This is a genomic window from Entomomonas asaccharolytica (genome assembly GCF_016653615.1).
GTDB lineage: Bacteria > Pseudomonadota > Gammaproteobacteria > Pseudomonadales > Pseudomonadaceae > Entomomonas > Entomomonas asaccharolytica.
Window position 1 is genome coordinate 1,299,661 of sequence record NZ_CP067393.1, and the last position, 11,555, is coordinate 1,311,215.

Here is an 11,555-nt window from a genome sequence, read left to right on the forward strand (position 1 = left end):
CCTAATCACGGGATTTTTAATCTAGTAAATCTATTATTTATTATCAGTTAGCAAGGCGCTTCCGCATTCTTACGTGCATAGAACCACCAATTAATTAATACACAAGTTATGTAAAAGCCGATAAAACAATAAAATGCCATTGCAATGGAGCCTGTTTGGTCAATCGACATACCATTAATTCTAGGAATAGCAAAACCACCATAGGCACCAATGGCTCCAATAAAACCTAATACAGCACCTGATTCTTTATTAGCATTAAGCATGGCATGTTTTTGAGCATCTTCACCTTTGCCTACTGCTAAGCGTTTATGGAATTGAATAAAGATATTGGGTACTTGAGCAAAAGTAGAACCATTACCCACACCAACAAAGGCAAATAATAAGAGGAAACTAATTAAGAAGCCTGCAAAGTTACCACCTTGTCCCTGATGAGGTAAGAAAAATAAAACCGCGCCTACACAAAGGATCATGGCAATAAAGCTCCATTGTGTTACACGTGCGCCACCGATTTTGTCAGATAAGAAACCACCAAATACACGGAAGATAGAGCCTAGTAATGGGCCTAAAAATGCATAGGTTAAAGGATTAACAGTAGGGAACTCATGTTTAATCAATAAAGGTAAAGCGGCAGAGAAACCAATAAATGATCCAAAAGTACCCACATACAGCCAACACATAATCCAATTATGTTTACGTTTAAATATAGTAGCTTGATCTGTAAAAGAAGCTTTAGCCGAAGCGATATCGTTCATACCAAACCAAGCAAAAATAACCACTAAACTAATAAAGGGAACCCAAACAAAACCAGCGTTTTGTAACCATAAATAAGAGGTAGTACCATCATGGGTCCAAGTTTGCGAACCGCCTGCAATAGCACCAAAAATACCAACACCAATCACCAGTGGTACAATAAACTGAACAGCAGAAACACCAAGGTTACCTAACCCTGCATTTAAACCTGTGGCACCACCTTTTTCTGCTTTGGGGAAAAAGTAACCAATATTAGCCATTGAAGAACTGAAATTAGCACCACCAAAACCACAAAGAAGTGCAAGAATAGCCATGGTTGAAAAACTAGTAGTTGGATCTTGAATACAGATACCTAAGCCAATAGTAGGAATTAATAGGCTCGCAGTTGATATAGCTGTCCACCGTCGTCCACCAAAAATAGGTACCATAAAAGAGTAGAAAATTCTTAAGGTAGCGCCAGAAAGGGCAGGTAACGCGGTTAACCACATCAGTTCGTTAGGTGTATAGTTAAATCCTATGCGAGGTAGGTAAACCACAACAACACTCCATAGTTGCCAAACAGCAAAGGCAAGTAGTAACGCGGGAATTGATATCCACAGATTACGTCGAGCAATGGAGCGTCCTTGTTGTTCCCAAAACTTGGAATCCTCTGGATTCCATTGAGTAAGTACTTTAGCCATGTGTTTACCTATTTATTTGTTAGAAGCTAATTTGCCAGATTTTTGTAAATTTTTTATTTGCATCGATTTAAATGAGAAGTGCATCCAAATCAAACTAACTGCAACAGTACCGAATAAAAGCATAAAGGAACTAGAGCGAATACCTGTAATATCAACTAGTGCGCCAAACATGATGGGCAGTAAGAAGCCACCTAAACCACCAGCAAGTCCAACAACACCAGATACAGTACCAATATTGTCTGAAAATTCGTCAGAAATAAATTTGAATACAGAGGCTTTACCAATAGCCATGGCAATTCCTGCAAAGAATAATAAAACAGTAAACCAGAAAGCATTAATACCAATAGTGATACTTAAAGGAGCATCAGGATTTACAGTACCAATTAACATTTTTGTTTGAGGGTAAGAAAGAATAAAAAATACAACTAAGCAAACCCACATTACCGCCCAAGTGATTTTATAGGCACCATACTTATCAGATAACCAACCACCAAAGGCACGTAATACACCGCCAGGCAATGAGAAACAAGCCGCTAAGAATGCAGCAGTGGTTAAAGTAAAACCATACTCATCAACATAGTAGTGAACCATCCATAAAGATAAACCAACATAGCCACCAAATACCACAGAATAGTATTGGCAATAACGCAATACAGCAGGATCTTTCATCATCGCTAGTTGTTGTCTTAATGTAACTTGTTCAGATGAAACAATATGCTCAGGCTTGCTGTAACTAAACACATAAAACAATATGGCAGTGGCTAGCATAATAATGGCATACACATTAGGAACCATTTGCCAACCCCAAGCTAAAACAATAGCAGGTGCAATTAGTTTATTAACAGCCGCGCCCGCATTGCCAGCACCAAAGATACCCATTGCTAGACCTTGGCGGTCTTTGGTAAACCAACGAGCAACATAAGGTGTACCTACTGAGAATGAACCACCTGCTAAACCAATAAATAAACCAATAATAAGTAATTGCCAATAAGCAGTAGCATATTGCAGTAAGAAAATAGGGATAACACAGCTCATCATTAAGATGAAGAATACTATTCGACCACCAAAGCGGTCAGTCCAGATACCTAGGGGGATTCGAATAAGTGAGCCAGATAAAACGGGTAGAGCAGTTAAAATACCGAATTGTGTTTCAGTTAGACCAAGCTGTTCTTTGAGTGGAACACCTATAACAGCAAACATCATCCAAATCATAAAGCAGACAGTAAAGGAAACCGTACTAGAACCAAGTACAATATAAGGCTTATAATTTTGCTTAACCATTGTAGTACACCATTAGTCTGAAGTTGTTATGTATACCTTACAATTTTTAATGGTAATTACCAATTGGTCAGAAGCCCAGTCTACTTTAGTAGCTTGGTTTATAGCCAACTAATCATTTTGGCTTAGTTTATAAAATAGTTGTTTGTGCTTATGGGCAATAGCAAAAATTAGTTATTATGGTTCTAATAGCAACACTGATTTTAATGTGATTAATTATGTATGAATGATCAACAATTATTGCGATACAGTAGACATATTTTATTACCCCAGTTAGATATAGCAGGGCAGCAAAAAATACTGGATAGTAAAATGTTAGTGGTGGGCTGTGGTGGCTTAGGTTCTACAGCCATTCCTTTTTTAGCTTCAGCAGGTGTAGGGCAGCTAACCATAGCTGATGATGATAAAGTAGATTTTTCTAATTTACAAAGACAGACCCATTATACCAAACAAAACATTGGCCAATCTAAAGTTGAGGCAATGGCTCGCTATATTCTTCAACAAAACAAAGAGGTTAATATAACCACTCTGGCTAAAAGGCTTGTACTAGAAGAGTTGGTAGAGCTTTGTAAAGAGCATGATGTAGTATTGGATTGCAGTGATAACTTTGCAACACGTAAGGCTATTAATCAAGCTTCAGTTATCACTAAAACACCACTGGTATTTGGTTCAGCTATACGTTTTGAAGGGCAGCTGAGTGTTTTTGATCCTCGTAATAAAAAATCGCCTTGTTATGCCTGTATATTTGATGGTGATGATATAGCGCAGGAAAGTTGCGCAACTTCGGGTGTATTTGCACCACTAGTTGGTATTATTGGCGCTAAACAAGCAGCAGAAGCATTAAAAATAGTCACCAAGATTGGTACTACACCTGTAGGTACAATGCAAAATTATGATGCGTTAGATTTAAACCATTACCCCGTTAAGTTTCAACGTAATCCTCATTGTAAAGTATGTGGCAAACCCCATTAATCAGTAATTAACTGACTATTTCCCATGGTTGCACATCCCCAGTTACTAATGTAAATAGGGGGTGTTGCTTTGGTATTAAAATTTCTTTGTATTCTATAAATAACTGAGGGCTGCGGCTGGCTAGTTTTTTTAATAAATGCTGCCATTCATAATTTAATTGGCCAGAGGTTTCAGTAATTTTAAGTGTGGTTTGTGGATAAAGAATTTTAGCTTTATCAAAACTATAGTTTCTTTTTGTAGCTTCAATAACAATTTCTGTTAAAAAAGAGCCTATCGCTTGTAGTGGTTCTGGATGATTTTTAAATCTATAGAGCTGTGGGTGATTGGTGTAACCTTTAGTTGCACCGAGTAACACTTTTTGGGCTAATAACCCTTCTCGCCAAGCAGCTAAAAGCCCTTTGGTGTCTAGATATTGGGGGTGAACTGTCCACAAGCGCATAAATTAAATATAAAACCTTGTATCAAACTTTATCCAGTCCATGTTCAATAGCATACACGGCAGCTTGCACACGGCTATGTAAATTAAGCTTTCTTAATACGTTCTGTACATGTACTTTGATGGTACTTTCAGTCAAGTCTAATGAGCGAGCAATTTCTTTATTGCTAACACCTTTAGTAAGCCATGCTAAGGTTTCTTTTTCTCTAGGTGTTAATGTTTCATAAAGCGTATCAATATCTTGGCTGCTAGGGGCACGTAGTTGAGTAATTAATTTAGTGGTCATTTCTGGTGATAAAACACTGTCACCATCTACTGCTTTACGAATGCTGTTAAGTAAAAAATCGGAGTTTATATTTTTTAATAAATAACCTCTAGCACCTATACGCATACATTCAGTAAGGTCACTACCATCTTCCGAAACAGTTAACACCAGCACAGCAAGATTAGGTTGGGTACTGAGTAGCTGTGGAAGGGCTTCTCTACCACCCATAATAGGCATATCTAAATCGAGTAATACCACATCAGGGTGGAGTGATTCAGCAAGCTTTATACCTTCTAAACCATCGGAAGCCTCGCCAATAATCTCAAAATCATCTTGTGTTTCTAATAAAAAACGTAAACCACTACGAAACAATGTATGATCGTCAACAAGTAGAATTTTAGTTTTATTATTTGTCATAAAATGCCTCGTTGTTCTTTGGGAATAGTAAGTATTATTGTAGTCCCTTGATTAGGGATAGAGTTAATTTCTATAGTTGCAGAAATTTGTGCAGCGCGCTCTGCCATAATTGACATACCCACATGACGCGTTTTTTTCTGTTCAATAGTTTGTTTATTGAAACCACAGCCATTATCGGCAATGGTCATGATAAATTGATCATCATTTTTAAAAGTGATTTTTACATGGTTACATTTAGCATGTTTACGGATATTAGACAGCGCTTCTTGTAGGATAAAAGTAACCTGTAGTTGCTGTTGTGGGTTGAGGGAAGGGCCATTGCCAGTTATTGTAACTTGCACTTCTGCTTTAGTCTGTAACTTAAAACGATCGGTTAATTTTTGAATGACTTCTTTGAAATCTTCTTTATTAATACGTGTTCTAAAATTTAACAGTAGCTCACGTACATCCTCATAAGACTCTTGCACGCCTTGCTGAATAAAATTTAGGTTTTTTTCAACTTGTGCCAGCTCATTATTGGCTAAAGCTGTTTGCAACATTTGCACCTGTAAATTTAGGAAAGAAAGAGATTGCGCAATACTATCATGCAAACCTTGAGCGATCAGATTACGTTCTTTCATTACGGCAAGTTGTTTATCACTTAATGCTAGTTGTTGGTTTTCTAGGGCAACTGCTAATTGATCTGTTAATGTTTCGATTAAATATTGTGTTTGTGGGGTTAGTTTTGACTCTTCATTGATAAAGTATAGAGTCATAATCCCTATTTCATGGTTATTATGTTGAATATGAAATATAAGAAAATGGTTAAAAGAGTTTTTAATACAATAAGCAACCGTGGGGTTGGTAATATTTTTGATACTGATAAGTTGTACTTCTTTGTCTTGTGAAACGCTGGTGCCACAAAAACAATCAGTGATAGAACTACATTCAGAAGAGGTGATTAGCGCTTCAGGCAAACCTTGGCTAGCTATATAGTTGAATCTATCATGGGTTTCATCAAGCAGTCTGATACTGCCCGCATTGGCATTACTTAAATGGATGATATTATTTAAAAAACTTTCAGTCATTATTTCTTGGGTATGGGCTTCATGTAAAAAAGCAGTAATATCATAAAGTGCTGAAAGTTCGTGATTTTTTTCTTCTAAGGCAGCTGTTTTCTCAGTTACTTTTTGTTCTAAGTTGGTGTATAAATCCTCTAAATTACTTGCCATCTTATTAAAGCCTACTGAAACAGTACCAAACTCATCGCGGCTAGTAATGGTAATACGTTTAGATAGATCACCATGGCTTACATGAGTAATGGCTTCCTGTAGTCGGCTTAAGGGTGAAATCACCAACCGATAAAGTAAGTAGATAGCTGTAAATGCTGAAAAAATTACCATAATAATTAAAATGGTCTGAATAAAACGCAACCAACTAATATGTTGAGTATTTTGCACCTCAATAAATTTAACTAAAGAATCAATATCCCCCACAAATTGATCAAAATAGGCAAGGTCTTTGGCTAATATTTTTTCATCAGTTTGCTGGTAATGACGGACAAGAGGTAATACTTTTTGTTGCCATGAGTTATGAATATTGGATATTTGAATATCAATACTAGGATTTTTAGGTAATAAAAAACTGGTACGATCAATATTTTTCAGGTTCTCTAAAATATGTTCAAAATTTGTTTGTTCTTGTAATAGTTCAGCCTCGTCTTGTTTTAGGGATAATAAGGCAACAATATGATAGACCCTCTTGCGTAAGCTACCCGCATCGTTGATAGCAATACCACCACTTTCTAATTGCCACAATAGCGCAAGCGTATAGCCTGTAAAAATAAGCGCACAAACAACCCATAGCACCACTGAGACCAGTAGTTTGGTAGAAAGGCTATGACGTCTTAAAGTGCTTCGCATCATTTTGTTATTCCGTTGCTTGCCATAAGCCGCTTTTGCCACCTTCTTTTTTTAATAGATGAATGGACAGAATACACATACTTTTATCGACAGCTTTTAACATATCATATACGGTTAAAAGACCAATAGAAACAGCATTTAATGCTTCCATTTCAACACCAGTTTTGCCTACTGTTTCAGCAGTTACTTGGAGGTGTAAACATGAGTTCGCTTGATCAGCATTAAACTCGACACTAACATGGGTTAATGGCAAAGGATGACAGAGAGGAATTAAATTAGAAGTTTGTTTAGCACCTTGAATAGCTGCAATACGAGCAATACCTAAAACATCTCCCTTTTTACTAGCATTATGGCCTAATAATTGGAATGCTTCTGCTGACATTTGAATAGAGCCTGTTGCAATTGCTTGGCGTTTAGTAGATTGTTTTTCTGCAATGTCAACCATATGTGCTTGTCCTGAAGCATCAAAATGAGTCAGCTTTGTCATAAAATTATCCTATAGCTATAAATTACAAAAATTAACACGCTATGTCGTTATAAGCAATTAGCCGAAGTGGTTAGTTACATTAGGACAAATGGTGAGTTGTTTATCTAGTAATATTTTATTATTCTTACTCATAGTTTGAAAGGGTGGTATATTCGATTATGATTAAAATTCGTTATTTTGGTTCGTTAAAAGAAACCTTAAATACTACAGAGGAACAGCTTGATTGGCAAAAAGGGCTTACTACAGATAAGCTATTGCAAGAGTTAAGGCAAAGAGATGCGACATGGGCAGAAGCCTTAGCTGAAAAAAATGTTTTTAGGTTAGTGGTCAATCAGCAAGTTGTTTATCAACCAGTCGCTATTAAAGAAGGTGATGAGGTTGCTGTTTTACCTCCTGTAACAGGCGGCTAACATGATCTCTGTTAGCATACAAACAGAACCTTTTAATAGTTTGCAAGAAGAGAGTAGATTACAGACTACTGCTAGCGATTGTGGTGCTATGGTTAGCTTTAAAGGAATGGTTAGAGGTCACGATCAGCAACAGCCATTGTCTCATCTTTACTTAGAGCATTTTCCACAAGTTACTGAACAAGAAATAGAACGTATTATTAAATCAGCGCAAGCGCGTTGGCATTTTTCAAGCTGTCTAGTTATTCATCGAGTGGGTAAGCTAACCGTAGGCGAAGATATAGTGTTGGTCATGGTTGCCGCTAAGCACCGTAAAGAGGCATTTCATGCTGCTGAGTTTATTATGGATTACTTGAAAACAGAAGCACCTTTTTGGAAAAAGGAGTTTTTTCTAGATGGTACTAGTCAATGGGTTACAGCAAAAGAATCAGATACAAAAGAAAAACAACAGTGGTCTAATTAATGATTAATACTGCATATAAAATTATTGGCTTGATCTTAGCAGGTGGTCAAGGCCAACGTGTTGGTAGACAAAATAAAGGGTTGCTTAAACTACAGGGTAAACCATTAGTACAACATGTATTCGATAATTTATCTGCACAAGTTGATGAAGTAGTTATTAGTGCCAATGAAGATATCAAAAGTTATCAAACATTAGTAAAATCAGTGTTTACTGATAACCCTTGCTGGCAGGGTAAAGGGCCATTAGCAGGAATTATCAGCGCTTCTCAAGTATTACCTAAAAATATTGATGCTATTCAGGTTGTTCCTTGTGATACGCCTTTTTTACCTAGTGATTTAATAGCGCAATTAGCTAAAGCATTATTTAGTGATCCACAGAATGAAATTGCTTATGCAGCTACAAAAGATTGTATACATCCCAGTATTTTCTTATGTAAACCCTATATAAATGCTAAATTAGCAGATCATTTAGCAAATCAAAAATATAGCTTAAAGTCATGGATTTTTAGCCATCATGCGGTAGAAGTCTTTTTTGAAGATGAACATGCTTTTACTAATATTAACCATTTAGAGACTCTAGCTAGCTTTCAATAAGAGGTTACCATGTTAGATTACTATCAAGCATTACAAGAATTATTAGAAAAGCTTTCTCACACTCCAAAAGTAGTGCAAACGGATTTATTACAAGCAACTAACTTAGTATTAGCAGAAGATATAGCTGTGCAATATAACGCACCTTTATTTGATAATAGTGCAATGGATGGTTATGCCGTAGGCGGTGAGCTTGCAGGTTGCGATGAGTGGCAAATTGTTGAGCGAGTTGCAGCGGGTGATAGTGCTGAAAATATTGTTTTAACTACAGGCCAAGCGGCAAGAATTTTTACAGGGGCACCAGTTCCTAAAGGAACTACGGCAGTGATTCAACAAGAGAGTACAATTGTTGAAGGCAATGTTCTAAAGGCTACACAAGCTATTAAGAAAGATCAAAATATTCGCTATTGTGGTGAAGAACTAAGCAAGGGTGGCAAACTATTAACAGCACAACAACGCTTAACACCTGCCGCAATTGCTCTATTAGCAAGCCAAGGCTATAACCAAGTTAAAGTCTACAAACCCCTTACTATTTATGTTTTTTCCACAGGTAATGAGCTAATAGAGCCAAATCAGACATTGTCTACAGGTAAAATCTATGACGCTAACCGTTATTTATTATTAAGTTGGTTACAACAATCTCCCCATCAGATTATTGATGGCGGTATTTTGCCTGATAATCAGCAACAAACAGTGTTAGCATTGGCAGAGGCAAGTAAAAAGGCAGATGTTATTATTACTTCTGGTGGTGTATCTGTTGGTGAAGAAGACCATGTACGGGCGGCTATTCTGCAATTAGGTGAGTTGGTTTTCTGGAAATTAGCAATCAAACCAGGTAAACCATTTGCATGGGGTAATATAAATAACAGTAAAGTATTTATGTTACCTGGTAATCCTGTTAGCTCATTAGTGACTTTTCAACAATTGGTTGTACCTGCGTTAAGGGTTATTGCAGGTGAGCCTGCTAGTAAAGCTATGATTAAGCCGATGATGGCTAAAACTAAGTTTGCAGTGAATAAAGTACAGCCTAGACGAGAATTTTTACGCATTGGCTTAGCCAATGATGAAGCAGGATTTTGGGCAGAAAGGTTAGAAAATCAAGGTTCAGCTATGTTAGCTACTTGTATTACAGCCAATGCATTAGCAGAAATTCCTGCCAATGCAACCGTGAATGAAAATGATTTAATAAAGATCTTTCCTCTTGATTACAAGGTGTAATGATTATGCAGCATATAAAAATAGGGTTAGTTTCAGTCAGTGATAGAGCAAGTACTGGCGTTTATGAAGATAAAGGTTTACCTAGTCTAAGAGAGTGGCTAGATGAGGCTGTACTAAATCCAAAAGAATATATTGAGCGTTTAATTCCTGATGAACAAGACTTAATTGAAAAAACATTGCTTGAGTTAGTGGATGAGCAGCAATGTTCATTAGTGCTTACTACAGGTGGTACTGGCCCTTATCCACGTGATGTTACACCCGATGCTACATTAGCGGTGGCGGATAGATTAATGCCTGGTTTTGGTGAGCAAATGCGCCAAGTAAGCTTACATTTTGTGCCTACAGCTATTTTATCTAGACAAGTTGGAGTTATTCGTAAAAACAGTTTAATTCTAAATTTACCAGGTAGACCTAATGCGATTAGAGAAACTTTAGGGGGGGTTAAAGATGAGCAGGGCAAAACTTTGGTACATGGTGTGTTTGCTGCTGTGCCCCTATGTATTGACGCAATAGGTGGTCCATTTATTGAAACAGATGCTGAGGTTGCAAAGGCGTTTAGACCTAAGAATAGCTAATTTAGCCACCTGTAGCGGACATGATGCGTATGATTTGAGTAGGATTATCTAAAAAATTATGCGCTTCAGGTTTTAATCTAACCGCTTGTTTTATGGCAGTTTCCAACTCTTCATCAGTACAGTTATCCCGTAGTAATGGGCGTAACTCGAAACTGTGATTTTGCCCTAAGCACATATAAAGCGTGCCATCTACCGCTAACCTTACTCTATTACAAGTAGCGCAAAAATGTTGTGACATTGGCGTAATCAAGCCGAGAATAAAATCACCATCTGCTGTTTGCCAATAACGAGCAGGGCCACTACCCATGATTTTAGTAGAAGGTATAAGATCAAATTTAGGTTTTAATTGAGCAATGACTTTCTGTAAATCAACATAGTGTGAATTTTGTCCAGTAACACCCATCGGCATAACTTCAATTAAGCGTAAAATAAACTTATTTTCAATACAAAATTGTATCATTTGCTCAATATCGCCAATATTTTGATCAGGTAAAGGCACCATATTGATTTTAATTTTATTGAAACCTGCATTCCTAGCAGCAGCTAGGCCATCTAAAACTTTATTAAGACTATCACTGCCACTGATTTGCTCAACACAATCACGACGTAGTGAATCTAAACTAACATTTAATCGGTCAACACCTGCTTTATAAAGTGCTTCAGCATGCTTAACGAGTTGGGTGCCATTGGTTGTTACAGAGAGATCATTGACCCCCTCAATTTTTGAGAGATTAGTAGCGAGTTCAGCGAAATTTTTTCTAAGTAGAGGTTCTCCACCCGTGAGACGAAAATGGTGAGTACCTAATTTGGCAAAGGTTTTTACTACACGTTGTATTTCTTCAAAGGTTAACCAGTTTTTAGGCACTTCGAAATCTTTAAAGCCTTTAGGAATACAGTAACTACACCGTAAATCACAGCGATCAGTTACAGATACCCTTAAATAACTAATATTTCTGCCAAAATCATCGGTCAACATAGCACTAACCATATTATAAAACTTTGTATTAGTATAGTAGTAAATAAGGCGTTAGCCACTCCCCTAGAAGTACGATACAACTAACTATTTAGTATTAGTGAAGAATTATAAATAAGTAATCAAGTAAGTGGTGGTACAAA

General features: G+C 37.0%; 13 protein-coding genes. 6 read left to right on the forward strand and 7 right to left on the reverse strand.

Annotated features, from left to right (window positions below):
- Window positions 1–47 precede the first annotated feature (47 nt).
- The gene (locus JHT90_RS05880; RefSeq protein WP_201095173.1) at window positions 48–1,430 is read right to left on the reverse strand and encodes a NarK family nitrate/nitrite MFS transporter; all 1,383 of its coding nucleotides are present in this window, start codon (window positions 1,428–1,430) and stop codon (window positions 48–50) included.
- A 12-nt stretch (window positions 1,431–1,442) separates the two neighbouring features.
- On the reverse strand, window positions 1,443–2,711 hold the full coding sequence (locus tag JHT90_RS05885; RefSeq protein ID WP_201095174.1) for an MFS transporter: 1,269 nt from the start codon (window positions 2,709–2,711) through the stop codon (window positions 1,443–1,445).
- A 219-nt stretch (window positions 2,712–2,930) separates the two neighbouring features.
- Between JHT90_RS05885 and JHT90_RS05890 the strand changes: the two genes are divergently transcribed.
- Window positions 2,931–3,680: a HesA/MoeB/ThiF family protein gene (locus JHT90_RS05890; protein ID WP_201095176.1), complete on the forward strand. Its 750-nt coding sequence runs from the start codon at window positions 2,931–2,933 to the stop codon at window positions 3,678–3,680.
- Window positions 3,681–3,687: 7 nt separating this feature from the next.
- On the opposite strand, the gene JHT90_RS05895 is transcribed toward JHT90_RS05890, so the two are convergent.
- The 4 genes from JHT90_RS05895 to moaC are packed head-to-tail and all read right to left on the reverse strand — an operon-like array spanning window position 3,688 to window position 7,186.
- Window positions 3,688–4,119 carry a pyrimidine dimer DNA glycosylase/endonuclease V gene (locus tag JHT90_RS05895; protein WP_201095178.1) on the reverse strand — a complete coding sequence of 144 codons (432 nt, stop codon included), beginning with the start codon at window positions 4,117–4,119 and terminating at the stop codon, window positions 3,688–3,690.
- 22 nt (window positions 4,120–4,141) lie between these two features.
- Window positions 4,142–4,798 carry a response regulator gene (locus tag JHT90_RS05900; protein ID WP_201095180.1) on the reverse strand — a complete coding sequence of 219 codons (657 nt, stop codon included), beginning with the start codon at window positions 4,796–4,798 and terminating at the stop codon, window positions 4,142–4,144.
- On the reverse strand, window positions 4,795–6,702 hold the full coding sequence (locus tag JHT90_RS05905; RefSeq protein ID WP_201095181.1) for a histidine kinase: 1,908 nt from the start codon (window positions 6,700–6,702) through the stop codon (window positions 4,795–4,797). The genes JHT90_RS05900 and JHT90_RS05905 overlap by 4 nt, the downstream gene beginning before the upstream one ends.
- A 4-nt stretch (window positions 6,703–6,706) precedes the next feature.
- Window positions 6,707–7,186, reverse strand: a complete 480-nt coding sequence (gene moaC, locus JHT90_RS05910; protein WP_201095182.1) for a cyclic pyranopterin monophosphate synthase MoaC — start codon at window positions 7,184–7,186, stop codon at window positions 6,707–6,709.
- A 158-nt stretch (window positions 7,187–7,344) separates the two neighbouring features.
- On the opposite strand from moaC, the gene moaD reads away from it, so the two are divergent.
- Genes moaD through mog form a run of 5 tightly spaced genes read left to right on the forward strand, consistent with a single transcriptional unit; the run spans window position 7,345 to window position 10,439 of the window.
- Window positions 7,345–7,596, forward strand: coding sequence for a molybdopterin converting factor subunit 1 (gene moaD, locus JHT90_RS05915; protein WP_201095183.1), 252 nt, complete (start codon window positions 7,345–7,347; stop codon window positions 7,594–7,596).
- Between the two features lies 1 nt (window position 7,597).
- Window positions 7,598–8,056, forward strand: coding sequence for a molybdenum cofactor biosynthesis protein MoaE (locus JHT90_RS05920; RefSeq protein ID WP_201095184.1), 459 nt, complete (start codon window positions 7,598–7,600; stop codon window positions 8,054–8,056).
- Window positions 8,056–8,649 carry a molybdenum cofactor guanylyltransferase MobA gene (mobA, locus tag JHT90_RS05925; protein WP_201095185.1) on the forward strand — a complete coding sequence of 198 codons (594 nt, stop codon included), beginning with the start codon at window positions 8,056–8,058 and terminating at the stop codon, window positions 8,647–8,649. Before JHT90_RS05920 ends, mobA begins: the two co-directional genes overlap by 1 nt.
- 9 nt (window positions 8,650–8,658) lie before the next feature.
- The gene (locus JHT90_RS05930; RefSeq protein WP_201095186.1) at window positions 8,659–9,864 is read left to right on the forward strand and encodes a molybdopterin molybdotransferase MoeA; all 1,206 of its coding nucleotides are present in this window, start codon (window positions 8,659–8,661) and stop codon (window positions 9,862–9,864) included.
- 5 nt (window positions 9,865–9,869) lie between these two features.
- Window positions 9,870–10,439, forward strand: a complete 570-nt coding sequence (gene mog / locus JHT90_RS05935; RefSeq protein WP_201095188.1) for a molybdopterin adenylyltransferase — start codon at window positions 9,870–9,872, stop codon at window positions 10,437–10,439.
- Between the two features lies 1 nt (window position 10,440).
- On the opposite strand, the gene moaA is transcribed toward mog, so the two are convergent.
- Window positions 10,441–11,415 carry a GTP 3',8-cyclase MoaA gene (gene moaA / locus JHT90_RS05940; protein ID WP_201095190.1) on the reverse strand — a complete coding sequence of 325 codons (975 nt, stop codon included), beginning with the start codon at window positions 11,413–11,415 and terminating at the stop codon, window positions 10,441–10,443.
- Between the last annotated feature and the right edge of the window lie 140 nt (window positions 11,416–11,555).

What these genes read in the sequence shown, in the direction of transcription:
- JHT90_RS05880 (WP_201095173.1), bottom strand. Translation starts at nt 1,430, where the DNA reads ATGGCTAAAGTACTTACTCAATGGAATCCAGAGGATTCCAAGTTTTGG.
- JHT90_RS05885 (WP_201095174.1), bottom strand. Translation starts at nt 2,711, where the DNA reads ATGGTTAAGCAAAATTATAAGCCTTATATTGTACTTGGTTCTAGTACG.
- JHT90_RS05890 (WP_201095176.1), top strand. Translation starts at nt 2,931, where the DNA reads ATGAATGATCAACAATTATTGCGATACAGTAGACATATTTTATTACCC.
- JHT90_RS05895 (WP_201095178.1), bottom strand. Translation starts at nt 4,119, where the DNA reads ATGCGCTTGTGGACAGTTCACCCCCAATATCTAGACACCAAAGGGCTT.
- JHT90_RS05900 (WP_201095180.1), bottom strand. Translation starts at nt 4,798, where the DNA reads ATGACAAATAATAAAACTAAAATTCTACTTGTTGACGATCATACATTG.
- JHT90_RS05905 (WP_201095181.1), bottom strand. Translation starts at nt 6,702, where the DNA reads ATGATGCGAAGCACTTTAAGACGTCATAGCCTTTCTACCAAACTACTG.
- moaC (WP_201095182.1), bottom strand. Translation starts at nt 7,186, where the DNA reads ATGACAAAGCTGACTCATTTTGATGCTTCAGGACAAGCACATATGGTT.
- moaD (WP_201095183.1), top strand. Translation starts at nt 7,345, where the DNA reads ATGATTAAAATTCGTTATTTTGGTTCGTTAAAAGAAACCTTAAATACT.
- JHT90_RS05920 (WP_201095184.1), top strand. Translation starts at nt 7,598, where the DNA reads ATGATCTCTGTTAGCATACAAACAGAACCTTTTAATAGTTTGCAAGAA.
- mobA (WP_201095185.1), top strand. Translation starts at nt 8,056, where the DNA reads ATGATTAATACTGCATATAAAATTATTGGCTTGATCTTAGCAGGTGGT.
- JHT90_RS05930 (WP_201095186.1), top strand. Translation starts at nt 8,659, where the DNA reads ATGTTAGATTACTATCAAGCATTACAAGAATTATTAGAAAAGCTTTCT.
- mog (WP_201095188.1), top strand. Translation starts at nt 9,870, where the DNA reads ATGCAGCATATAAAAATAGGGTTAGTTTCAGTCAGTGATAGAGCAAGT.
- moaA (WP_201095190.1), bottom strand. Translation starts at nt 11,415, where the DNA reads ATGTTGACCGATGATTTTGGCAGAAATATTAGTTATTTAAGGGTATCT.